Genomic DNA, 22,791 nt, shown 5'->3' with positions numbered 1-22,791 from the left:
GCCGTCGATAAGAAGCAATCGACGGGTGTCGGTGGTGGCGACGGGCTTGGTCCGGGTTTCGGTCTGCGCGGGCACCCGGCGAGTCTAGGCTGAGGCACCGACAGCCTCGCCCAGAGTGGGGGTCAGTCGACCATGCGTCACCCATCGGAGGTTTTCCGTGAGCACGATCGACCCGACGAAGATTCCCGGCCTGCGCCCGGAGGTCGCCGACCAGCTGCTGGCCGACAAGCTCGGCATCGAGGTCACCGAGTGGGAACCGAGCAGGCTCGTGGCGACCATGCCGGTCAAGGGCAACCTCCAGCCCTACGGCCTGCTCCACGGTGGCGCCAACGCGGTGCTGGCCGAGACCCTGGGCTCGATCGGCGCCGCGCTCAACGCGCCGGAGGGCAAACTGGTCGTCGGCCTGGAACTGTCCTGCACCCACCACCGCGCGGCCCGCGACGGCCTGGTCACCGCGGTGTGCACGCCGCTGCACGTGGGCCGGTCGACGTCGACCTTCGAGATCGTGATCACCGAGGACAACACGGGCAAGCGCACCTGCACCGCCCGCCTCACGTGTGTCGCGCTCGACCGCGCCCCCGGCGACAAATGAGACGACTCGCCCTTGCCGCGGCGCTGGTACTGACCGCCTGCGGCTCCCCCACTGTGGTGTCCACGCCGACGACGACGGAGACTCCCCCGCCGGATCCCCTGACGGTGTGCGCGAACCAGCTCGACTACTGGGTCGGGCAGAAGCTCGCGGGCGTCACCGACACCTACGAATACCAGGCGATGGGGCTGACGGGCGACCAGTACGAGGTTTTCATCCCACTGGCCGACGAGGCGATCCGCCAGCGGGACGCAGGCGTGCTGCGGGACGGGTGGGTGCGGGAGCAGGCGACGGAGAAGTGCCGGGGCATCCTCGCGAAGGCCGACCCGTCGGCGCCGGGCTGGCCGTGATCAGCGGCGCGCGGCCAGTTCGGCGAGCACAGCGGGCGACCAGGCGAACGGGGGCACGCTGAGCAGGCCGCCATCGGGGTTCTTGGAATCCCGCACGCGCACAGTGGTGGCGAAGGAGACCTCAACGCAGCTCGCCTGCCCGCCGCCGCTAAAGCTCGACTTCCGCCACTGTGCGCGCATGCCGTTTCAGCCCCACTCGTAGTCGACCGCCATCCTGGTCAGAAAGTTCACCGAATCGGCGGACCCCAACGCGAACTCGACCAGCCTAGCAGCCAGATCTTGGAACATCCCCGCGTCTGAGGGCGCATCGAGGAAGCCCGACGCGCCTTCATGTTCCACGTAAACGATCGGCGGGACACCGCGAAACCCCATGAGCGCGAATTGACCCGGGTTCCGATATCCGCCGAGCCGGAACGGGATCACGCGAAGGTTGATGTTCGGCTGCTGCGCCTTCCCGATCAGCCAATGGATTTGCTGCGCCATCACCTCTGCCCCACCGAATGGCCTGCGCAAAGCGGCCTCATCAATGATTGCCGTGTAGGTCGGCGCGGTGCGCTTGCTCAGCACATTCTGGCGGTCCAGGCGAGCCTCGACCATCGCGTCTTGGTCGGCACCCGTGATGCCACAGGCAGCGTGGATAGCCCTGGCGTAGGCGGGTGTCTGAAAGAGACCCGGCACTTCGGCAGGCGCGAAGTCAAGTAGCGAGGTCGCTCGCGACTCGAAGGCCATCAGCGCAGGCAGCAGGCGGGGCAACCGGTCGCATGACTCCAGCCATTCGCTGGCTTCCAGATTGTGGGCGAGGTCCAAGATTCTTTCCCTGTCCGGCCCTGTCACCCCGTAAAGCGCTAGCAGGCCCGCCACATCCGTGATCGGCGAGACGCGCTTGGCGTTCTCGGTCCGATTAACTGTCGTCGGCGAGGACCCGATTCCCTTCGCCGCTTCCTTGGTCGTCTTCCCGTCATACACACGGGCTGCCGCCAACTCCATACCCAAGGCCCGCATCCGAGCGGGCAACCGGTTACTGATCATGTGCTCATGACACCGGACCAGCCGATGAACAGCAACCGGACCGATCGGCTGAACGATTTCGGCACATGAAACGGCGAAGGCCGCACCCCGTGGGATGCGGCCTTCGCTCGATCTGAAACCTCTAATCCTCGCCGAGGTAGGCGGCGCGGACGCGGGTGTCGGCCAGCAGGTCGTGACCCTGGCCTTCCAGCGTCGTGCGGCCCAGGTCGACCACGTAGCCGCGGTCGGACAAGGCCAGGGCGGCCAGCGCGTTCTGCTCGACCAAGAGGATCGTCGTCCCCTGGGACTGCAGCTCGGAAATGGTGTCGAAGATGCGCTGGGTCATGATCGGCGACAGGCCCATGGAGGGCTCGTCGAGCATGAGCAGTCGCGGCTTGGACATCATCGCCCGGCCGATGGCGAGCATCTGCTGCTCACCGCCGGAGAACAGGCCCGCCTTCTGGTTGCGTCGTTCACCGAGGACCGGGAACAGCTCGTAGACCCGGTGCATGTCCTGCTCGACGCCGTTGTCCCGGCGGACGTAGGCGCCGAGTTGCAGGTTCTCCTCGACGGTCATCCGGCCGAAGAGCCTGCGGCCCTCCGGACAGTGCGACACGCCCTTCTCCAGGATCTCGTGCGCGGCCGCGTTGGCGATCGACCTCCCCTCGAAGAGGATCTCGCCCGCCTTGGGCCGGAGCAGACCGGAGATGGTGCGCAGCGTGGTGGTCTTGCCCGCGCCGTTGCTGCCGATGAGGCTGACGATCTGGCCCTCTTCGACGGAGAACGAGACGTCGCGAACGGCTTCGATGGCGCCGTAGGCGACGCTGAGGTTGCGTACCTCGAGCAGTGCGGTCACCGCTGTCCTCCCTCTTCCCGGCGGATGGGCTCCATCACCTGGGTGCGCTCCGAAATCGTCTCGATCACCGATGTGCGCTCAGCCGGGGATTCCTCCGCGTACTGGCGCACCTCGGCCTGGACTTCCTCCGGCGGTTTGCCAAGGTATGCCTCGATGACCCGCGGATCGCCGCGGACCACCTCGGGCGCGCCCTCCACCAGCAGTTGGCCCTGCACGAGGACCGACACGTGGTCGCACAGCGAGAAGATGAACTTCGTGTCGTGCTCGATGACCACCACGGCGATGCCCAGCTCGCGGATCGCGAAGATCAGCTGGCGGGCCGCTTCGGTCTCCTGCGGGTTCATGCCCGCGGTGGGCTCGTCGAGCAGGAGCACCGCCGGGTCGGTGGCCAGCGCGCGGGCGATCTCAAGCCGACGCTGGTCACCGTATGGCAGGTTGCGCGCGAGCTCGTCGTCCAAACCGGACAGTCCGACGAACTCGAGCAGCTCCAGCCCACGCGCCTTGGCCGCGGCTTCGCCCTTCTTGAAGGCGGGGCCGTGGAACAGCGACGCGACCGGGCCCTGCTTCATCCGCGCGTGCCGTCCCACCAGGACGTTCTCCAGCGCGGTCATGCTGGGGAACAGCCGGATGTTCTGGAACGTGCGGGCCACACCGGCCACCGTCACCGCGGCCGGGTCGCTGGGCAGGGTGCGCCCGTGCAGCTTCACCGTGCCCCGGGTCGGGGTGTAGAGACCGGTGAGGCAGTTGAAGAACGTGGTCTTGCCTGCGCCGTTGGGGCCGATCAGCCCGAGGATCTGGCCCTCGTGCAGCTCGATGTTGACGTCCTTGAGGGCGGTGAGACCGCCGAAGACCATCGAGACGTCGGTGGCGGACAACACTGGAGCCGTCATCGGGCCACCTCCGCTTTCGCGCCACCCGGGGTGTCATCGGTGACGTTGAGTTCACTGATGGGGACGCCTTCGGCGCCCTCGTTGGCCAACTCCGCTCTCCGGTGCTTGTCGGGCACCAGGCCCTGCGGCCGGAAGCGCATGATCAGCACCAGCGCGAATCCGAACAGGATCAGGCGGTAGTCGGAGAACTCACGCAGTTTCTCCGGCAGCACCAGCAGCAGCGCGGCACCGAGCACGGCACCGGGGATCGACCCCATGCCGCCCAGGATGACCGCCGCCAGCAGCGTCACCGACTCGATGAACTGGAAGCTGTCATAGGCCACTGTGGACGTCTTGTGCGCGAACACCGCGCCCGCCAGACCGGCCAGCGTGGCACCGATCAGGAAGGCGAGGATCTTGGCCTGGCCGGTCTTGATGCCCATGGCCCGCGCCGCGTCCTCGTCCTCGCGGATCGCGATCCAGGCACGGCCGATCCGCGAGTTCTTCAGGTTCGCGAACACGACCATGACCAGCGCGACGAGCACGATGATCAGCACGTAGTACAGGACGCCGGACGGCAGCTCGATCGAGCCGATGGTCAGCCCCTCGTCGAAGGACTGGCCGAACCAGTTGATCGGCGGCACGCCGGGGATGGCGTTGGCGCCGCCGGTGAGCCCGCCGATGTCGTTCTGCGCCGACTTCTTGAAGATCTCACCGAAGGCGAGCGTCACGATCGCCAGGTAGTCACCGCGCACGCGCAGCGTCGGCGAGCCGACCACCGCGCCGAAGATGCCCGCCACGATCGCGGCGATGATCGCCGCGACCACGAACGGCAGCTCGATGCCCGCCTTGGCCGCGACCGCCCCGGAGAAGTTCGCCGCGACGAACGCGCCGATACCCAGGAACGCGACATAACCGAGGTCGAGCAGACCCGCGAGACCGACCACGATGTTCAGACCGATCGCGGTGGCGGCGTAGATGCCGATGTTGGCCGCGGTGGTCATCCAGTAGTCGGTGCCCGCCTCGGTGAACGGCAGCGCCAGCGCGCACGCCAGCAGCACGATGATGCTGAACCACTTGTGGTCGTCGGAGAGCCGGGAGATCCAGGTGGTGAGCCCGATCCCGTGCAGCGCGCCCAGGGCACCGGCGAGGAAGCCCAGCAGTGACAGGAAGATCGGTCCCGCGTACGGGTTGCCGACACCGCCCTGGCCACCCGCGTTGAGCAGCATCGCCACGACCAGCAGCAAGGCGACGAACGCCACGATCAGCGCCACGTAGGCCACCAGGGTCGGGACCTTGGTGTTCCAGTGCGGGATCGGCTCGACGGTGCTCGCCTTGGTGGCCAGGATGACCAGCACGGCGGCGATGATGCCCACGATGCCGCCGAAAGCGACATTGCCCTCGGCGGCGGTGATCGCGCCGAAGCCGCCGCCGTCGCCGAGGATGAACGCGGTGTTCACCGCGGCCACGGCCAGCAGGCCCCAGCCCAGCGAGCGCTGGATCCGGGTGCGAGCCGGGATCGGCGCGAAGGTCACGACCAGCAGAGCCACGCCGAGGATCAAGGTGTGCAGGCGGAACCCGCTCACCGCGAACGGCAGGTCGAAGAACTGCAGCGTCGCCTTGTCCGGGTAGGGACCGTCGTTGAGGGTGAAGGTCGCCCACGGCAGCAGCGCCGCGATGATCCCGAGAACGCCACCCGCGATGATCATGGGTCGCGCCATCGAGGGCTTGACAAGCTCATTGAGGCTCACGCGCGCACCCTTTCCGGCTCACCGAACAGGCCCTGCGGCCGGAAGACCAGCACGACGATGAGGATGACGAAGATCCACACCAGGTCGTACTGCGTGCCGCCCCACATGTACTGGCCGGACAGCGTCTTGACCAGACCGATGGCGAACCCGCCGATCACGGCGCCCTTGATCGAACCGACGCCGCCCAGCACCGCCGCGGTGAACGCGAAGATGCCGTAGAGGAACCCGACCTCGGTGTCGACGTTGGTGATCTGGATGCCGTACAGCACACCCGCGATACCCGCCAGTGCCGCGCCGATGACGAAGGTCAGCACGATCGTGCGGTTCGGGTTGACGCCCATGAGCCGGGCGGTGTCCGGGTCCTGCGCGGTGGCTCGCATGGCGCGACCCATCCGCGACCTGGTGATGTAGGTCTGCAGGATCACCGCGCCGATGATCGAGACGGCGATCATGAGCAGCGCCGTCGAGCCGATCGTGATGGAGCCGCCGAAGACGTCGAAGCTGAACGTCTTGTCGACGAAGATGCGGGGGAAGGGGACCGGTGCGGTCGCGCCCGGGTACCACAGGCGGACCGCTTCCTTGAGGATCACCGAGACACCGAGCGCGGTGATCAGCGGTGCCAGGCGCGGCGCGTTGCGCAGCGGCCGGTAGGCGAACCGCTCCATGATCACCGCGAGTATCACGGCGACAAGCGCACCACCGAGCGCCATGAGCGGCAGCGCGAACCACCAGTCGCTCTTGAGACCCTCGGGAAGGACGTATGAATAGGTGGCGAGGGATGCGAATCCGCCCACCATGAAGACCTCGCCGTGGGCGAAGTTGATCAACTGGATAATGCCGTACACCATCGTGTAGCCCAGCGCGATGAGCGCGATCAAACCGCCCAGCACGAGGCCGTTAATGAGCTGCTGTAGCAGCGTGGCCACGTCTACCTCCAAAAGCGGCGGGGGCAAGCATGTTCGCCTACCCCCGCCACATCCGACTTATTGGGACCAGAACTTAGCTATCAGCCGCCGAACGTTCCGGTCTCGTCGGCCACCCACTTGCCCGCCGACACCTTGTAGACGGTGAGCAGCTTGTTGGTGCTGTCGCCGTACTCGTCGAACTTGATGTCACCGGTCGCGCCCTGAGCCGAGTAGGACTGGACGTTCTTGATCACGTCAGCGCGCTTCGAGTCGCTCCAGTCGCCGCCTTCGACGGCCTTGGCGAGCGAGCCGATGATGGCGTTGGTGGCGTCGTAGGAGAAGGCGCCGTACGCGCTGAAGTCGTCCTTGAAGCCCTTGGCCTTGTACGCGTCGATGAACGCCTTCGCGCTGGGCAGGGTGTCGGTGGGGGCGCCGACCGACGTGGCCAGGTCGCCTTCCTTACCGCCGAGGTCGATGTACTTCTGGTCGTAGATGCCGTCGCCGCCCATGACCGGGACGTTCAGACCGGCGTCCTTGGCCTGCTTCGACAGCGGGCCCGCCTGCGGGTACTCGCCGCCGTAGTAGATGGCGTCGGGGTTGGAACCCTTGATCGTGGCGATGACGCCCGCGAAGTCGGTGTCCTTCTCGCCGACCTTGGCCGACGCCACGATCTTGGCGCCGTCCTTCTCGGCCTGCTTCTTGAACTCCGCCGCGAGGCCCTCACCGTAGGTCTTGCCGTCGGTGATGATCGCGATGGACTTCTTGCCCGCCTTGCCGACCAGGTACTTGGCCGCGAACGGGCCCTGGAGGTCGTCAGTGGCGCAGACGCGGAAGTACGTCTCGAACGCGCGCTTGGGCGCGGTGCCGTAGTCGGCGCCGCGGGTCAGCGCCGGGTTGGTGTTGGCGGGCGAGATCTGAACGATGTTCTTGCCCTTGAGAATCGGCTGCACGCTCTGCGCGACCGAGGAGTTCAGCGTTCCGACGACGCCGACCACGTTCGCGTTCGAGGAGAGCCGAGTAGCGGCCTGCGCGCCGACCTGAGCCGTGGCCTGGTCGTCCTCGGTCTGCACAGCGAGCTTGTAGCCCTTGACAGCGCACTTCTCGTTGGCCTGATCGGCCGCGAGCTGCGCGGAGTTCTTAATGCCGAGGCCAAGCGCGGACAGACCACCGGACTGCGGCGCGATGACGCCGATGACCAAGGTGCCCTTGCTCTGGTCGCAGCTCTGGTTGCCCCCGCCTGCACCGGTCTCGGTCTTGTTGGTGCCACAGGCTGCGAGCAACAACGCGCCAGCGACCAGCACACCGGCCTTCACCGTCTGGTTTCGCACGTGATGTCCCTTCTCCGCTTCTGTCCGACGATGCCGTACAGCATGTCGAACCTAGCCCTCATACCTTTGGAGGGTTGGGGCGGAAAGTAGTGACCTAACGAGGTGTAGTCACGCGCCTAGGCTGCTCGTGACCAGACTGCAACGAAAGTGTGTGGTGATGTTGGCCCTGTTTTGGATCGTTCGGACAGGTGGTCGAGCGGGCGGGGTCCTGGCCATACGCTGCGATAGTGCCGAGCCGCAAGCAGGTACTCAGCTGGGTGGGCGCCGTCGCCCTGGTCGGGGGCGCGGTGCTCATTCTGCGTACTCCGAGTGACGAACCCGAGGCCGAACGGCCGTCTCCTCCACCGTCGGTTCCGATCGTGCGGGTGACGAAGTACGCCGCCGACACGGTTCTGCTGCCCGAGCCGGGACGGGTGCCCGACCAGCCGCGCGACCTGCGCGCGGTCCCGGGGCCGGGACGCCTGCGCGTGTCGTGGGCGGGCTCGCGGACGGCCGGGTACGAGGTGCGGTGGGCCGAGGGCGATCAGGTCAGGACCCGGCTGGTCGTGACCCCGGAAGCGCAGCTCGACCGCCTGGCCGACGGCACGGAATACCAGGTGGAGGTGCGCGCGGTCGACCACTTCGGCCAGCGCTCGACCCCAGCCCGGATCGAGGCGAGCCCCGGGCGCGGCGACGTCGGCTGGCGCAACGGCCTGACCGGCCTGCTCGACGACTTCGGCGACGACAGCACCGTCCTGGCCGACGTGCCGGGCTCGCGGTGGCACCTGTCGGGCTACCGGGGCTGTGTCGACATCGGACAGCGCGGCCCCGGCGAGGCAGGGCTGCCGATCGACCTGGGCTGCGGCGCCGATGAGGCGGTCCTGCGGGCCCGCCAGCCACTGCGACTCGCCGAGGACGGCGCCGGGGTGCTGGCCCGGTTCGCCGCGCTGACCGACGCCGCCGGACCCGGCGGGCGACTCACCTTGGACCTGGTCCCCGGCAGGCCCGACCGGATCGGCGCGGTCCGGTCCGCCCCGCACCCCGGCGAGGACCCGACGCTGCCCGACGGCGCGATCCGGGCGATCGTCGACGACACGGGCGCGCGGGTGAACACCGGCGCGGGCCTGGACTGGCTCACCGCCACCGACCAGCCCGCCATCGCGCCGCCGCGCGGGGCGGGCGTGCTGCACCTGATCGAGGTCCGGCTGACCACGCGCGGGGTGTTCGTCCAGCAGGACGGGGTCACCATCGCGGTCTCGGGGGCGCTGCCGCGCTGGCAGGAGGCGTCCGCGCTGGTCGGGGTCCGCGGCCCGCAAGGCAGGCGGGCGCGGGTGCACCTCGCGGCGGCCGGGTTCACCGGCCCGTCCGCCCCGGTGCCGCAGGTCATCGAGGTCCCGGTCAACGTGGCGACCCGCCAGGTCCAGACCCCGGAGTCGGCCGCGCCGGACTTCGGGATCAACCGCCGCCCCCTGACCGGCGCCCTGGCCGCGAAGATCGTGGTCACCATGACGACCTCAGGCGGCATGGACGCCACCGCGACGACGATCCAGCTGGGCGATCGGCTGCTCCCCGCCGCACCTGCCGTCCCTGGCAGACCGCCGGTGTCCGCCGGAGCCGCGGTCACGGTGATCGCCGACGTGCCGCCCGACCTGCTGGGGTCGCAGGGCCCGGCGACCCTGAGCCCGTTCGTCGTGCGCGCCCCGGGAGCAGGCGCCGGGGCGGTGGTCCAGGAGAGCTACCTTGAGCTGACACCGGCACCGTCGGCGGCGCCCCAGACCACCACCCAGCCCCGCCGCACCGATCGCAACCGCCCAGGTCAAGCCGCCCTCCCGGTGGCCACGGTCGACCTCGGCGACTCCGCGGGCACGCCGCTGCCCACCCCCACGGTCACCCCGGAGGGCCGACTGGTGGTGACGATCGACCTGGCGGGCGCCCCGGCGCAGTGGGACACCGGCTCGGTGGGTGGTGTGCAGGGCCTGCAACTGTGGCTCGACGGCACGCTGGTCGCGGGCCTGCCCACGTCGATCGGCGGCCCGTCCCCGGGCGGCCGCTACACGATCCCGATGGGCCTGAGTGGACTGACACCGGGGCGGCATGTGCTGGAAACACGGGTGATCGGGGTGGACGGGAGCCAGTCGTCCACCCTGCAGAGCTTCATCGTCGTCTAGTGCTGTGTCCATGAGCGTTGTCGGGCTATCGGCGGATCCAGGTTTCCGCTGGGCGTGCCGCCGGAATGCCGCTCGTACTGGGTGTACTTGGGCTTTCCGCCCATGCGGCCAGGGGCCGCTCGGGCGCGGATAGCGCGTGCCGGACTCGCAGGGCGGCGCCTAGGTGATGTTCTCCACCACGGCTTCGGCGACGGCCTTCATCGTCGTACGCCGGTCCATCGCGGTGCGCTGGATCCACCGGAACGCCTCGGGCTCGGACAGCCCCTGCTTGCTCATCAGCAGCCCCTTGGCCCGCTCGATGACCTTGCGCGTCTCCAGCCGCTCGGTGAGCCCGGCGACCTCGGTCTCCAGGGCCTGCAACTCGGAGAACCGGCTGACCGCGAGCTCGATCGCGGGCACCAGATCATGCTTGGCGAACGGCTTGACCAGATAAGCCATCGCCCCAGCGTCCCGCGCCCGCTCCACCAGCTCCCGCTGACTGAACGCCGTCAACATCACCACCGGCGCGATCCGCTCCCCCGCGATCGTCGTCGCCGCGTCGATCCCATCCATCTTGGGCATCTTGACGTCGAGGATCACCAGGTCGGGCTTGAGTTCACCGGCCAGCCGCACAGCCTCTTCGCCGTCGGCGGCCTCACCCGCGACCTCGTACCCCTCTTCCCGCAACATCTCGACCAGGTCAAGCCGGATGAGCGCCTCGTCCTCCGCCACCAGCACCCGACGGGGCGCGGCGGCTTGGGCCTCGGTAGCCAGCTCGGTCACCGGGGTCCTCCTTGCTGCCAGGAAACGGGGAACCTGAAGCCTACCGCCGCGTACCCCTTGACCACGTACCCGGCGACGTGACACCCCCGACATCACCCCAACGCCCCAACCTCCGCGCGAGCCGTCCGACTGATCGCGTAGAGTGCTCAGCCGACGCCCCCGTAGCCCAACCGGCAGAGGCAGCGGACTCAAAATCCGTCCAGTGTCAGTTCGACTCTGACCGGGGGCACGTACAGCATCTACACAAGCAGGGTCTGCCGTCGGAGCAGGCGCTGCTGGTGTTTTGATCAGGTTCGTTGATCCTTTCCGCCGTTTCGGCGATGTGGGGTAGTTGGTCTGCGGGTAGCCGGATGGCGATGTCGACGGCTCGGTTCGGCGTCGTCGGCCGCGTCTAGTTTGAGTGATGGCGCCGAGGGTGGCGATCCGTTCGGCTCCATTGACCTTGACGAGGTGCTCAACAAGACTGAACCCTCTGTGATCTGGTTCACATAACCAGGGAGGCGGTCATGGGCGAGGGGCACCCGGCCTTGATCGGTGCGCTGGATCGGCTGCACGCGCGAAGACTGCTGCAGCGGGCGGGCGTACTCGAGGAGGCGGTCACCCCGCTCGGTTCGGACACGCGGGAGGTGGCCGACCTGCTCGGCGACACGGCCGCCGACGAGAGCCTGGCGAGCCTGGCGCAGCGGCTGGGCAAGAAACCCGACGATGTCCGGGCGGAGGCCGCGGGGTACCTGCGCGAGATGTCCGCGACCCACGGCGACAGGGCGGGCGACACGTGGAGCCGGTTCAGTCAGTGGCTGATGCGCGCGCACGATGTGTATGTCGATGACGAGTCGGTCAGTCGGCTGCGGGCCCTGGACCGCAAGCATTCGCTGCTGTTCCTGTTTTCCCACCGCTCCTATCTCGACGGAACGATGGTCCCGGAGGTGGTCAGCTCCCGCGGAATCTCGCCCGCATACACCTTCGGTGGCGCGAACCTGAAGTTCTTCCCGGTGGGCAACTGGATCAGCCGGGCGGGCGTCATCTTCATCCGGCGCAACACGTCCGACATGCCGGTGTACCGGTGGGCGCTGCGCAACTACATCGCTCAGCTGGTGCGCAACCGGGCGAACCTGGCTTGGTCGATCGAGGGCGGCCGCACCCGGACCGGCAAGCTGCGCCCGCCGGTGTTCGGGATCCTGCGCTACATCGCTGACGCGGTGGACGCCGTCGGCGCCGCGGAGGCTCTGGTCGTGCCGGTGTCGATCGTCTACGACCAACTGCACGAGGTCGCCATGATGACCACGGAGGCGCGTGGTGGCAGCAAACGGCCCGAGGACCTGCGCTGGCTGGTCAACTTCGCCCGCGAGCAGCGCCAGCGCCTCGGCCGCGCCTACCTGGACTTCGGTGAGCCGTTCTCGCTCAGCGAGCGGCTGGCGGAACTGCGGGCGGACGAGGCGGCGGCGCCGCACGTGATCGAGCGGGTCGCGCTGGACGTGTGCCACCGGATCAACCGGGCCACACCGGTCACCCCGACCGCGGTGGTCAGCCTGGCGATGCTGGGCGCGGACCGCGCGTTGTCGCTGGACGAGGTGCTGGCGACGGTCGCTCCACTGGCCGACTATTTGAGCAGCCGCAGTTGGCCGGTGGCCGGGGCGGCGAACTTGACCGACCGTTCGACGATCCGCCGCGCACTGCAGGAGATGACCTCCTCCGGCGTGCTCACCTGCTACGAGGGCGGCACCGAGACGGTGTGGGGCATCGCGCCGGACAGGCATCTGGTTGCCGCGTTCTACCGCAACACCGCGATCCACGTTCTGGTCGAGCGGGCGATCGGCGAGTTGGCGCTGCTCGCCGCGGCCGAGGATTCAGCGGTCGAGGGCACCGGCGAGGTGGCGCGGACCGCGCGCGGGGAGGCCCTGCGGCTGCGCGAGCTGCTCAAGTTCGAGTTCTTCTTCTCCGGCCGCGACGAGTTCGGTCACGAACTGCGCGAGGAACTGGCCCTCTTCGGCGACGCCAAGGTCGAGTTCGACCCGGCGGATCTGCGGCTGCGGCTGGAACGGGCTCGGCCACATGTCGCGCACCTGGTGCTGCGTCCGTACCTGGACGCCTACCACGTGGTGGCCGACCGGCTGGCCGCGTGGGACGACGAGTTCGAGGAGAAGCGCTTCCTCGACGAGTGCCTGCGAGTGGGCCGCCAGTGGGCGCTGCAGCGGCGAGTGGCAAGTGACGAGTCGGTGACGCTGGAGCTGTTCCGGACGGCGCTGCGCCTGGCCCGACACCGTGATCTGATCGACTCGGCGGAGCCGCATCTGGCCAAGCGCCGCAAGGACTTCCTGGCCGAGATCCGGGAGGCGGCCCGCCGTGCGGGAGTCGTCGCGCAGCTTGCCAGGGCGAGCAGCCGATGATCACACCTGAAGACGTGGTCGCGTCCATCCATAGTGGACCGGGTGGTCCGCGGATCGGAGCGTTCTTCGACCTCGACGGCACAGTCGTGGCGGGCTACACGGCCAGTGCGTTCTGGAACGACCGGCTGCGCAGCCGTGACATCGGCGTCGGCGAGTTCACCAGGACAATGGTCGCGGCGCTGGACGGCAACCTGCTTGGCGGCAACCCGACCAAGATCGGTGATGTGAGCGTCGGGGGCCTGCGCGGACGCGGTGAGGACGAACTGGTCGAACTGGGCGAGCGGCTGTTCGTGCAGAAGACCGCGGGCACCATCCGTCCGCAGGCCCGCGACCTGGTCCGGGCGCACCTGAAGATGGGGCACACGGTGGCCTTCGCTTCGGCGGCGACCCGGTTCCAGATCGAGCCGATCGCCGCTGATCTGGGCGTGACTCACGTGTTGTGCACCGAATTGGAGACCGAGGACGGCATCCTCACCGGGCGCCTGGCCGGGAAGATGCTGTGGGGTGAGCCGAAGGCGCGGGCGGTGCGGCAGTTCGCGCGGGACAAGGGAATCGACCTCGCCGCCAGCCACGCCTACGCCAACGGCGACGAGGATGTGGCGTTTCTCGCCTCGGCAGGCCTGCCGTACGCGATCAACCCGCACCGCGGCTTGCTGGACGCGGCGGCGCTGCAGAAGTGGCCGGTGCTGAGGCTTCGCGAGCCGAGGAAGGCGGGGCTGCGTTCGGTGCTGGGCACGGTCGGCGCGCTGGCCGGGCTCAACGTCGGCCTCGGGGTCGGCGCCGCGCTCGGCATCCTCAACCGTGACCGCAAGTTCGGCATCAACACCGGCATCCCGCTGGCATGCGACTCGGCGCTGGCGCTGGCCGGGGTGAAGCTGAACGTGATCGGCGAGCACAACCTGTGGCGGGCGCGGCCGTCGATCTTCATCGGCAACCACCAGAGCTCGCTTGATTCAATTGTGATGGGTTCCTTGCTGCGCAAGGATTTCACCGCGGTCGGCAAGAAGGAGGCGCAGTACGATCCACGGACGCTGATCGGCGGATTGCTGCTCGACCCGGCGTTCATCGATCGCTCCAACCCGGAGAAGGCCATCGCGGAGCTGGACAAGCTCGGTGAGCGGATCCGCTCGGGCACGTCGATCGTGATCTTCCCGGAGGGCGCCCGGGCGCCGACTCCGGCGCTGGCGCGGTTCAAAAAGGGCGCGTTCCACATCGCTATCCAGGCGGGCGTGCCGATGGTGCCCATCGTGTTGCGCAACACCGGCGAGCTGATGTGGCGCCGGTCCAAACTGGTGCACCCTGGCACCGTCGAAGTGTGCGTGCTCGACCCGATCCCGACCGATGACTGGAAGGTCGAGGACCTGGACCGGATCACCGCCGAGGTGCGGCAGAAGTTCGTTGACACGCTTGAGAAGTGGCCGGATCGAGAGGGAGATTGATGGCTGGCAGGATGCCCAGTGTCGCGGTGCTCGGCGGCGGGTCGTGGGGTACGACCGTCGCTTCGCTGGCGGCGCGAAACACCGACACAGTCCTGTGGGCGCGTGACCCGGCGACGGTCGCGGACATCAATGACAACCACCGCAATTCCCGCTATCTCAACGACTTGCCGCTCACCGAGGCGCTCCGCGCGACCGCGGAGCTGGCCGAGGCGGTAGGCAAGGCGGACGTGATCGTGCTCGGAGTCCCGTCGCAGCACAGCCGTTCGGTGCTGGAGCAGGTCGCCGAGCACGTGCGGCCGTGGGTACCGGTGGTGAGCCTGGTGAAGGGCCTGGAGCAGGGCACCCGGAAGCGGATGACCGAGATCGTCAACGAGATCCTGCCGGGGCATCCGGCCGGTGTGCTGGCCGGGCCGAACATCGCGCGCGAGGTGGTGCAGGGTTACGCGGCCGCGGCGACCATCGCCATGCCGGAGCAGCAGCAGGCCTCGATGCTGCAGGATCTGTTCCGTACCACGCGTTTCCGGGTCTACACCACCACTGACGTGATCGGCGTGGAGTACGCCGGGTCGCTGAAGAACGTGTTCGCCATCGCGGTCGGCATCGGCGACGGCCTGGAGGCAGGGGACAACACCAGGGCGATGGTGATCACCCGTGCGCTGCGTGAACTGACCCGCCTCGGCGTCGCACTCGGCGGGCAGGCCGACACGTTCGCGGGGCTGTCCGGCATGGGCGACCTGATCGCCACCTGCACCAGCCCGCTCAGTCGCAACAGGACGGTTGGAGTCGGTCTGGCGCAAGGGAAGTCGCTGGATCAGATCGCGCAGGAGATGAACCAGGTCGCCGAGGGCGTCAAGACCGTCGCCACCGTGATGAAGCTGGCCGCCGAGCGCGGGATCGACATGCCGATCGCCCGCGAGATGGATGCGGTGATCAACCACGGGCAGCCGGTCGAGGACACCTACCGTGGCCTGCTGCGCAAGGCGCCCGGCCACGAGGTGCACGGGGAGGAGTGGTGACCGGACCGCTTTCGACCAACGAGGAGGCCTGGGCCGCCGCCTCCGGGTGGAACACCAGCGACCGGATGAACGAGATCGAGGCGCTGTTGTGGCGCTCGGAACGGCATCCGCGGCTGTCCTCCACGATCACCTCGGTGCTGATCTACGACCAGGTCCCGGACTGGGACCGGTTCTTCGCCGCGCACGATTGGGCCAGCCTGCTGATCGCGCGCTGCCGCCAGCGGGTGCTCGAACCCGCCCTGCCGGTCGGCCCGCCCGCCTGGGTGCCGGACGAGAACTTCCAGCTCGACTACCACGTCCGGCGTACCCGCCTGCCCGCCCCGGGCGGCCTGGCCGCACTGCTGGAACTGGCCCAGTCACTGGCGATGACGCCGTTCGACCGCACCCGCCCGCTTTGGGAGGGCACCCTGGTCGAGGGATTCGACGGCGAAAAGGCCGCCTACGTGCTGAAGCTGCACCACTCACTCACCGACGGGATGGGCGGCATCCAGCTGATGACCATGGTGCAGAGCCGCACCCGCGAGCACACCCCGAACAAGCCGCTGCCCGCGGATCCGTTGACCGCCAGGGAAACCATGGACGCCTCCGGGCTGGCAACGGTCGAGCTGACCGAGCAGGCCCGGCGGGTGCCCGGCGTGCTGTGGCGCGCGCTGTCGATGGGCGTGTACGCCGCGACGCACCCGTCGGAGGTGCTCAGCGATGCGGTCAGATTCGCCGGGTCGATGCGCCGCACCCTCTCGCCACCACCCGCGGCGCCGTCCCCGCTGCTGACCAACCGGTCCGGCACATCCTGGAAGTTCGGTGTGCTGGAGTGCGGGCTGGCGGAGCTGCGTTCGGCGGCGAAGGCGGCCGGTGGATCGCTCAACGACGCCTATGTCGCCGCTCTGCTCGGCGGGTTGCGGCGCTACCACGACCGGCACGGCACGTCGATCGACGAACTGCCGATGGCGATGCCGGTCAGCCTGCGCAAGGCCGACGATCCGTTGGGCGGCAACAAGTTCGCCGGTGCGTTCTTCGCCGCGCCGGTCGGTGTGGAGGACCCGGCGGAGCGGATCGCCACCATCCGCGGCACCGTGCTCTCGCTGCGCACCGAACCCGCATTGGACACCTTCTCGATGGTCGCGCCGGTGCTGAACCGGATTCCGTCGGCGGTCGGCGGGTTCGTCTACGACCAGATCGGCAGCGCGGCCGACCTGTCCGCGTCCAACATCCCGGGCGTACCGCACCCGGTGTACATGGCCGGAGCGAAGGTGGAGCGGCTGTTCCCGTTCGGCCCGCTGCCAGGCGTCGCGGTGATGGCGGCGATGGTCTCGCATGCCGGGGTCTGCTGCTTCGGCATCAATATGGACGGTAGCGCGGTCCAGGATCCGGACGTGATGATGGAATGTCTGGACGAGGGCCTGCGCGAGGTGCTCGAGCTATCCACCGTGGAGGGCCGATGACGGAGCATGTGGAGGGTCGGTTCACCGGTACCGCGGGCGGCACCATCCACTGGCAGGGCTGGACCGGCCCGGACGCCAACGACGCCAAGGCCGTCGTGGTGATCTCGCACGGCATCGCCGAGCACGCGCCTTTACGGCCACAGCATGGGCGGCCTGATCGCCCTGCAGTGCACCACCGGCAACCCCGCCGACCTGGCCGGACTGATCCTCTCCGGCCCGGCGGTGGAGATCGCCGTCGGCTCCAAGCGCGGCGTTGAGATCCCGATCGAGCGGACCAACCGCACCGCGAGTGCCCGGGGAGAACGGGCCCGGATAGAGCCCCACCAGAGACCACCGCCATAGGCCAGATCATCGATCCGACGTCCGAAGAAGGCAGCGATGGGTCGCAGGCGAACTCCTTCCAGGGTGGCCGCGATGAGGTCCACGACGGTCGCCGTCACGATGGCGCGGCGTATCGACCGGCTCCACACGGCGGCAGCCAGTGCTGCCGGCCACCAGTGGCGCAGCAGCAGCGACGACTCCTGGCGCAGTGCCCAGCCCAATCCCCGCGCGGAGATCTGGCCCACGAGTCGAGGCGTGATCACCGGATCGGGGAGGCTGGTGGCCAAGGACCTGGCGCCGCGCGCAAGGCAGACGGCGGCGATCGGCACGGACCAGCGTCGGCGGACGAGCAGCGCACCGGCCGCCAGCGCCATCGCAGGCGACAATTGCGCCACCGCCGTGTGAGCGCCGTGCCGCTGTGCGAGCACGGCACCACCGGTGCCGTAGGCGAACTTGCGTCCCAGCCACCCGGTCAGGGTCGGTCGCGTGTCGTGTCGAGCAAGCACGGAGGGGTCGTAACGGACCGTGTGGCCCGCGGCGACGAGCCGCCACACCAGGTCGACGTCTTCCCCGATGCGCAGGTCGCCGTCGAACCCGTCGGCCAGCAGATCAACGCGACCGACGACGCACGCGCTGGGCAGCCAGGCGACCGCGGCGCCGGGGCGCACGGAGCAGGCGCGAACTCCCAGGTCGAGCGAGGATGCGGACTCGTCGTACCGCTCGTGCCATCGTGGCCGCGCGGAGCGCGCGACGCTGACGACCCGAGGCCCCACCAGGGCGACGCATGGATCGGCGAAGTGCTGTGCGAGGCGCATCAGGGCGTCAGCCGTGACGTCAACGTCGGAGTCGACGAACGCGACGTACGGCGTCTGGACGGTCGCGAGCCCGGCGTTCCGCGCGCCCGCCGGTCCCAGGTTGACCTGAAGTGGGACAAGTCGCGCACCATGGCGCGCCGCCACCGTGGCGACGGCCTCCGGGGCTTTCGAGCCATCGTCGACAACGACTGTGGGAAGCGGGTGGAGTGCTGCCAGGGCACGGTCCAACTGTTCGGGCCGGTCCCGCACCGGGATCACCACCGTCATCGAGTCGGCCGGGACCATCGCAAGCAGGACGGGGTCGGCGACGTTGGCGTCGAGGAGTCGTCGCGCGAGGGCGCCGCTCCGGGGGTCGACCACCCGAACCCGGTCTCGGTCGATCAGCCCCATCGCGCCGCTGCTGAGCCGGATGGCGCGCAACGGCGAGCCCCCGACCAGCACGCGACCATCGCCCAACCGTGTGACGTCGTCGCGGATGCGGACCTCGAACCCGTCCGGGAGCCGGGCCGCGGCTGACGTGGTCATGACGCGAAGCCGCCGTCGGCGTGCACGACACCGCCGTTCACGACCCGACCCGCCAGCGAGGCGCAGAAGGCGATCGTGGCGGCGATCTCGGCGGGGTCGATCGGTCGCCGGATCAGCTGGTGCCCCGCGAGTTCCGCGGCCGTGACGCCGTAGAGGTCGGCGGTCGCCTGCAGCATGGGCGTGTCGGTGGAGCCGGGCGAGACGGCGCAGGCCGTGACGCCGGTGGCCGCCAAGTCGGCGGCCAGGCCCTTCACGATGCCGACCACCGCGTGCTTGACGGCGTTGTAGGCGGCCAGGTGGAACATGCCGTGGGTGCCTGCCGCCGACGCGACGGCCACGAACCGGCAACCGGACGGGTCGGCGCCTGCCAGCATCGCGGGCACGGTGACGGCGGCGGTGTTCCAGACACCCTTGGCGTCCACGTCCCACAGCAGGTCCAGGTCTGCCTCGGCCGTCTCCCACAGCGGTGCGCCGCCACGGATGACCGCGGCGGAGGCGACGGCCACGTCGAGCCGGTGCCAGCGGTCGATCGTGTGCGTGACGGCCTCGGCCAGGGCAGCGCGGTCGCGGACGTCCGCGACGTGGGCGAGCACGGTGTCTCCGTGGGCGGCGGCCACGGCGTCGAGGTCAGCGCGAGTGGCCAGCGGGGCGCCCTCGCAGGAGTCCACTGCCGTGACCCGATAGCCGTCGGCGACCAGTCGCGCGACGGTCGCCGCTCCGATCCCGCGGGCCGCTCCGGTGACGATCGCCACCCGGCTCATGTCGCGCGCGCCAAGACGTCGCGCACCATCCGCGCGAGGAGCCGGGAGCCTTCCTCCGCCGTGGCGCCAGTCGGATCGCCCAGCACCCCGTTGGCGGAGACGGCACGCACGCCGCGCGTGATGAGGGTTGGCAGGATCTCTTGCAGGGGCTGAGTGTTTCCCGCCTCGGACCGGTCGAGGCGCACCGAGTCCGGTCGCAGGTGCAGCATCAGCGAGGTCTCGGTGCGACCGGCATGCAGATCGACCTCCTCCGTCGCGCACGGCGCCCAGGTGACATCGTGGCCTTCGTCCACCAGTTGGCGGACGGCGCCGTCCAGGGCCCGCAGGTTGCCACCGTGGGCGTTGACGAACAGCACGCGTCGCGTCCACGTCCGCATGGACCGGACCAGCTCGACCAGCATGAGACGCAGGGCATCGGTGCCGACGGAGCTGGTGCCCGGGAACGCCTGGTGCTCGCCGCTGGAGCCGTAGACGACCGCAGGCGCCACCCAGGCCCCCTCCAGAGCCGCGGCCACACCCCGCGCCACGCCGGTCGCGATCGCGGTGTCCGTGTCGAGCGGCAGGTGGGGTCCGTGCTGCTCGATCGACCCGACCGGCACCAGCACGAGATCGACCTGGGCCAGCTCGGGCCAGGTGGCGTCCGCGATCTGACCGGTCATCCGCCTGCGACCTCCGGAGTCCGTACGCCGAGAGTGCGGTGGAATCCCGCGGGCACCAGCACGTGCTCGGGGGTCAGCTCGTCGACCGAGGCGACACCCAGGCCCATGAGCGCCGAGTCGATGCCGCCGCGCAATACGTCGAGGACGTTCTCAACGCCCGCTTGACCGTTGGCCGCGAGACCCCACAGGTAGGCGCGGCCGATCATCACGGCCCGGGCGCCGAGAGCGACAGCTTTGACGACGTCGGAGCCGCGGCGAATGCCGCCGTCCATCACGACATCGAGGTCGTGACCGACAGCGTCGGCGATCGGCTTGACCATCCGGATCGCGGCAGGCGTGCCGTCGAGGTTGTTGCCGCCGTGGTTGGAGACAGAAAGGCCGGAGACCCCCACGTCGCGGGCGCGGATGGCGTCGTCGACGCGACAGACCCCCTTGAGCAGGAACGGCGTCCCACTGATCTGGGCCCACTGCTCGCGCATCCACGCGACGTCCTCCCAGGAGGGCGGCGGGGTGGTCATCCATTCGTAGTACGCCGTGAAGAACGTCGGCGCCTCTCCACCGAGAGGTGCCAGGTTGGGTGCGGTGAGGTCGGGGATATGGCCGGTGCGCCCGAACTGGTAGAGCCAGCGCGGTTTGGTGAGGACTTTCGGCGCCATTCGGACCATCGTCTTGAGGTCGACCTTCTCCGGGATCTCGGGACTCCCCCAGTCGCGGCCCATCGAGAACGACCAGTCGAGGGTGGCGATCAGGCCCACCACACCGGCCGCGTGCGCGCGCCGCATCCGCTGGACCACTACGTCGCGGTCGCCGGTCCAGTACATCTGGAAGAACGTCGCCGCTCCGGTGGCCGTGACCTCCTCGACGGACTTGGAGGCGAAATTCGACAACCCCATCACCGTTCCCCGCGCGGCGGCCGCGCGGGCGACGGCCACCTCGCCATCGGGGTGCACCGCCTGGACGCCGGTCGGGCTGATGAGGACCGGCAGCGAGATCTCCTGGCCCAGCACCGTTGTGGCCATCGATCGCTCTGCCCACTGACCAGCGACGTGCGGAGCGAACCCGAGTTCGCGGAACGCTGCTTCGTTGTCGCTCATCGTCTGGCCACGCTCGGAGCCCGCCACGAGGGCGCCGTACACCGGGGCGGGCAACTTCTTCCGTGCACGTCGTTGGGCGACGGCGACGGACTCGAACCAGGGGTTCTGTTTCCAGGGGTTCTCGAGCTTCACGAGCAGCAGCCGTTCTCGGGCGAGTAGTCGGCGAGCGGGCTCTCCGAGCACGCGGACACGGGAGGCCGGGTCATCAGTTTGAGCATCACCGGCTGGTTGCGCGTCGGACCGGTCTTGGAGTGGTCCTGGCTCGCGGCGGGAATGGTTCGCGCCCCGGCGAGCGCGGTTTCGCCATAGCCCCGCACGCATTCGGGATCGGGCCCGTCGAGCGGCAGCCCGGTGAAGAACTTGGCAGCCATGCAACCACCGCGACACGAGTCGAAGAACGTGCACTTCGCGCACGCGCCACCGGTCTGCGGCGAGCGCAGCTCGGTGAACAGCTCGGAGGTCTGCCACACCCGCTGGAATCCACCGTCGGCCAGGAGGTTGCCCGCCAGGAAATTGGCGTGGATCGCGAACGGGCACGCATACACGTCACCGATCGGGTCGATCAAGCACACCACGCGGCCCGCGCCGCACAGGTTCAGGCCCGGCAGGCTTTCGCCGAACGCGGCGAGGTGGAAGAACGAGTCACCGGTCAGGACGTCCTCGCCGTGCGCCATCAGCCAGTCGTAGAGCACCTTCTGCTGCTCGGGCCGGGGATGCAGCTCGTCCCACACATCCGCCCCGCGCCCCGAGGGGCGCAGCCGCGTCAGGCGCAGCGTCGCGCCGAACCGGTCCGCCAGGGCCTTGAACTCGTCGAGCTGCCCGATGTTCTCGCGGGTGCAGACGACCGAGATCTTCGCGTCTTTGAAACCCGCGTCGTGGAGGTTCCGCAGCGCGGTGAGCGCGGTGTCGTACGACCCTGGCCCCCGCACGTAGTCGTTGACTTCCGCGGTCGCGCCGTCCAGGGAGATCTGAACGTCGATGTAGTCGGTCGACGCCAGGAACCGCGCTCGCTCGGGAGTGATCCGCACGCCGTTGGTGGAGAACTTCACGCCGACCTGGTGGTCGACGGCGTACTCCAGCAGGTGCCAGAAATCCGGCCGGATCGTGGGCTCGCCACCGCCGATGTTGACGTAGAACACCTGCATCCGCCGCAGTTCGTCGATCACCGCCTCGCACTGCTCGGTACTCAGCTCACGCGGGTCGCGCTTGCCCGATGACGAGAGGCAGTGTGCGCACGCGAGGTTGCACGCGTAGGTGAGCTCCCACGTCAGGCAGATCGGCGCGTCCAGTCCGAGCTCGAACTGATCGATGAGGGAGCCGCCCAAGGGACGTTCGCGCACCGCGGTCATGTGGTCACCTCCTCGGCGCGCGGGCGAATCATGTCGGTGGCGGCCAGAGCGCGCAGCGCCGCGACGTACGCCGCGTGCTGGGCCTCGGGAACGCCTGCGGCTATCAGGGCCGACCGCACGTCCGGGCGCTCACCGAGCGCCCGGACCACTGACACCAACCGCGGGCGCTTGAGGAAGGTGAGCTTGCGGTTGCCGAAGTGGTAGGCCAGCGCACCGAAGGGTTCGGGACGCAGCGCCACCGACGGGGACAGTGTCCACGCCTGCCCCAGCATCGGGTCGAGCAGGAGGTCCGGCATCAGTAAACGCCACACATGCCGTCGATCGAGACCTCCTCGATGAGGTCTTCCGCGACGAGTTCCTCGCCTGCGTCCTCGGTGTCCTGCGGTGGGTTCATGTCAGCCGGGTTCATGGTGTTCCC

The 22,791-nt window shown here is 69.1% G+C and carries 22 protein-coding genes, 1 tRNA gene and 1 pseudogene; 9 read left to right on the top strand and 15 right to left on the bottom strand.

Annotation, left to right across the window (positions count from 1 at the left end; genetic code table 11):
* The first annotated feature begins 157 nt into the window (after nucleotides 1-157).
* Nucleotides 158-592, top strand: a complete 435-nt coding sequence (locus BN1701_RS05430) for a hotdog fold thioesterase (RefSeq protein ID WP_054046083.1) — start codon at nucleotides 158-160, stop codon at nucleotides 590-592.
* Nucleotides 589-939 carry a hypothetical protein gene (locus BN1701_RS05425; RefSeq protein WP_157367775.1) on the top strand — a complete coding sequence of 117 codons (351 nt, stop codon included), beginning with the start codon at nucleotides 589-591 and terminating at the stop codon, nucleotides 937-939. The genes BN1701_RS05430 and BN1701_RS05425 overlap by 4 nt, the downstream gene beginning before the upstream one ends.
* Here BN1701_RS05425 and BN1701_RS05420 read toward each other — a convergent pair whose 3' ends face one another.
* The 7 genes from BN1701_RS05420 to BN1701_RS05390 all read right to left on the bottom strand — a co-directional run bounded on the left by BN1701_RS05420 (nucleotide 940) and on the right by BN1701_RS05390 (nucleotide 7,656).
* Nucleotides 940-1,119 (bottom strand): DUF397 domain-containing protein, encoded by a 180-nt coding sequence (locus tag BN1701_RS05420; RefSeq protein WP_054046079.1) that lies wholly within the window; start codon nucleotides 1,117-1,119, stop codon nucleotides 940-942. It abuts the gene before it with no gap.
* 6 nt (nucleotides 1,120-1,125) lie between these two features.
* Nucleotides 1,126-1,968 carry a helix-turn-helix transcriptional regulator gene (locus BN1701_RS05415; RefSeq protein WP_082859663.1) on the bottom strand — a complete coding sequence of 281 codons (843 nt, stop codon included), beginning with the start codon at nucleotides 1,966-1,968 and terminating at the stop codon, nucleotides 1,126-1,128.
* Nucleotides 1,969-2,089: 121 nt separating this feature from the next.
* Nucleotides 2,090-2,803 (bottom strand): ABC transporter ATP-binding protein, encoded by a 714-nt coding sequence (locus BN1701_RS05410; RefSeq protein ID WP_054046075.1) that lies wholly within the window; start codon nucleotides 2,801-2,803, stop codon nucleotides 2,090-2,092.
* Nucleotides 2,800-3,693, bottom strand: a complete 894-nt coding sequence (locus BN1701_RS05405) for an ABC transporter ATP-binding protein (protein ID WP_082859662.1) — start codon at nucleotides 3,691-3,693, stop codon at nucleotides 2,800-2,802. Before BN1701_RS05405 ends, BN1701_RS05410 begins: the two co-directional genes overlap by 4 nt.
* Complete coding sequence (locus BN1701_RS05400; protein WP_082859661.1) at nucleotides 3,690-5,423, bottom strand: branched-chain amino acid ABC transporter permease; 1,734 nt, start codon at nucleotides 5,421-5,423, stop codon at nucleotides 3,690-3,692. The genes BN1701_RS05405 and BN1701_RS05400 overlap by 4 nt, the downstream gene beginning before the upstream one ends.
* Nucleotides 5,420-6,349, bottom strand: coding sequence for a branched-chain amino acid ABC transporter permease (locus BN1701_RS05395; RefSeq protein WP_054046071.1), 930 nt, complete (start codon nucleotides 6,347-6,349; stop codon nucleotides 5,420-5,422). The genes BN1701_RS05400 and BN1701_RS05395 overlap by 4 nt, the downstream gene beginning before the upstream one ends.
* Before the next feature lie 80 nt (nucleotides 6,350-6,429).
* A complete protein-coding gene (locus BN1701_RS05390) occupies nucleotides 6,430-7,656 on the bottom strand; it encodes a branched-chain amino acid ABC transporter substrate-binding protein (protein WP_067520540.1) in 1,227 nt (408 codons plus the stop codon).
* A gap of 227 nt (nucleotides 7,657-7,883) precedes the next feature.
* On the opposite strand from BN1701_RS05390, the gene BN1701_RS05385 reads away from it, so the two are divergent.
* The gene (locus BN1701_RS05385; protein WP_054046069.1) at nucleotides 7,884-9,803 is read left to right on the top strand and encodes a fibronectin type III domain-containing protein; all 1,920 of its coding nucleotides are present in this window, start codon (nucleotides 7,884-7,886) and stop codon (nucleotides 9,801-9,803) included.
* A gap of 159 nt (nucleotides 9,804-9,962) precedes the next feature.
* On the opposite strand, the gene BN1701_RS05380 is transcribed toward BN1701_RS05385, so the two are convergent.
* The gene (locus tag BN1701_RS05380; RefSeq protein ID WP_054046067.1) at nucleotides 9,963-10,565 is read right to left on the bottom strand and encodes an ANTAR domain-containing response regulator; all 603 of its coding nucleotides are present in this window, start codon (nucleotides 10,563-10,565) and stop codon (nucleotides 9,963-9,965) included.
* Between the two features lie 155 nt (nucleotides 10,566-10,720).
* Between BN1701_RS05380 and BN1701_RS05375 the strand changes: the two genes are divergently transcribed.
* The 6 genes from BN1701_RS05375 to BN1701_RS38080 all read left to right on the top strand — a co-directional run bounded on the left by BN1701_RS05375 (nucleotide 10,721) and on the right by BN1701_RS38080 (nucleotide 17,191).
* Nucleotides 10,721-10,794: transfer RNA gene (locus BN1701_RS05375), tRNA-Leu, on the top strand.
* Between the two features lie 277 nt (nucleotides 10,795-11,071).
* The gene (locus BN1701_RS05370; RefSeq protein ID WP_054046066.1) at nucleotides 11,072-12,952 is read left to right on the top strand and encodes a lysophospholipid acyltransferase; all 1,881 of its coding nucleotides are present in this window, start codon (nucleotides 11,072-11,074) and stop codon (nucleotides 12,950-12,952) included.
* Complete coding sequence (locus tag BN1701_RS05365) at nucleotides 12,949-14,391, top strand: HAD-IB family hydrolase (protein WP_067520537.1); 1,443 nt, start codon at nucleotides 12,949-12,951, stop codon at nucleotides 14,389-14,391. The genes BN1701_RS05370 and BN1701_RS05365 overlap by 4 nt, the downstream gene beginning before the upstream one ends.
* Entirely contained in the window at nucleotides 14,391-15,407 is a 1,017-nt protein-coding gene (locus tag BN1701_RS05360) for an NAD(P)H-dependent glycerol-3-phosphate dehydrogenase (RefSeq protein ID WP_054046062.1), read from the top strand. The genes BN1701_RS05365 and BN1701_RS05360 overlap by 1 nt, the downstream gene beginning before the upstream one ends.
* Nucleotides 15,404-16,849, top strand: coding sequence for a wax ester/triacylglycerol synthase domain-containing protein (locus BN1701_RS05355; protein WP_054046060.1), 1,446 nt, complete (start codon nucleotides 15,404-15,406; stop codon nucleotides 16,847-16,849). The genes BN1701_RS05360 and BN1701_RS05355 overlap by 4 nt, the downstream gene beginning before the upstream one ends.
* A gap of 144 nt (nucleotides 16,850-16,993) precedes the next feature.
* On the top strand, nucleotides 16,994-17,191 hold the full coding sequence (locus BN1701_RS38080) for a hypothetical protein (protein WP_369800666.1): 198 nt from the start codon (nucleotides 16,994-16,996) through the stop codon (nucleotides 17,189-17,191).
* Here BN1701_RS38080 and mftF read toward each other — a convergent pair.
* The 7 genes and pseudogenes from mftF to mftA form a co-directional block, all read right to left on the bottom strand.
* Nucleotides 17,134-18,510 (bottom strand): annotated as a pseudogene (gene mftF / locus BN1701_RS05350) (mycofactocin biosynthesis glycosyltransferase MftF); the annotation flags it as partial. The gene BN1701_RS38080 and the pseudogene mftF sit on opposite strands and share 58 nt — an antisense overlap.
* Nucleotides 18,507-19,271, bottom strand: a complete 765-nt coding sequence (locus BN1701_RS05345; protein WP_054046058.1) for a mycofactocin-coupled SDR family oxidoreductase — start codon at nucleotides 19,269-19,271, stop codon at nucleotides 18,507-18,509. The pseudogene mftF and the gene BN1701_RS05345, both read right to left, overlap by 4 nt.
* Nucleotides 19,268-19,930 carry a mycofactocin biosynthesis peptidyl-dipeptidase MftE gene (gene mftE / locus BN1701_RS05340; protein WP_054046056.1) on the bottom strand — a complete coding sequence of 221 codons (663 nt, stop codon included), beginning with the start codon at nucleotides 19,928-19,930 and terminating at the stop codon, nucleotides 19,268-19,270. Before mftE ends, BN1701_RS05345 begins: the two co-directional genes overlap by 4 nt.
* Nucleotides 19,927-21,156 carry a pre-mycofactocin synthase MftD gene (gene mftD / locus BN1701_RS05335; protein ID WP_054046054.1) on the bottom strand — a complete coding sequence of 410 codons (1,230 nt, stop codon included), beginning with the start codon at nucleotides 21,154-21,156 and terminating at the stop codon, nucleotides 19,927-19,929. The genes mftE and mftD overlap by 4 nt, the downstream gene beginning before the upstream one ends.
* Nucleotides 21,153-22,373 (bottom strand): mycofactocin radical SAM maturase, encoded by a 1,221-nt coding sequence (gene mftC, locus BN1701_RS05330; RefSeq protein WP_054046052.1) that lies wholly within the window; start codon nucleotides 22,371-22,373, stop codon nucleotides 21,153-21,155. The genes mftD and mftC overlap by 4 nt, the downstream gene beginning before the upstream one ends.
* Nucleotides 22,370-22,669: a mycofactocin biosynthesis chaperone MftB gene (gene mftB, locus BN1701_RS05325; RefSeq protein WP_054046050.1), complete on the bottom strand. Its 300-nt coding sequence runs from the start codon at nucleotides 22,667-22,669 to the stop codon at nucleotides 22,370-22,372. The genes mftC and mftB overlap by 4 nt, the downstream gene beginning before the upstream one ends.
* On the bottom strand, nucleotides 22,669-22,782 hold the full coding sequence (mftA, locus tag BN1701_RS05320) for a mycofactocin precursor MftA (RefSeq protein WP_082859660.1): 114 nt from the start codon (nucleotides 22,780-22,782) through the stop codon (nucleotides 22,669-22,671). Before mftA ends, mftB begins: the two co-directional genes overlap by 1 nt.
* Nucleotides 22,783-22,791 lie beyond the last annotated feature (9 nt).

Source organism: Alloactinosynnema sp. L-07 (assembly GCF_900070365.1).
GTDB lineage: Bacteria > Actinomycetota > Actinomycetes > Mycobacteriales > Pseudonocardiaceae > Actinokineospora.
Note: the sequence above shows the minus strand (reverse complement) of the source record. Positions and strands in the feature narration are given on the sequence as shown.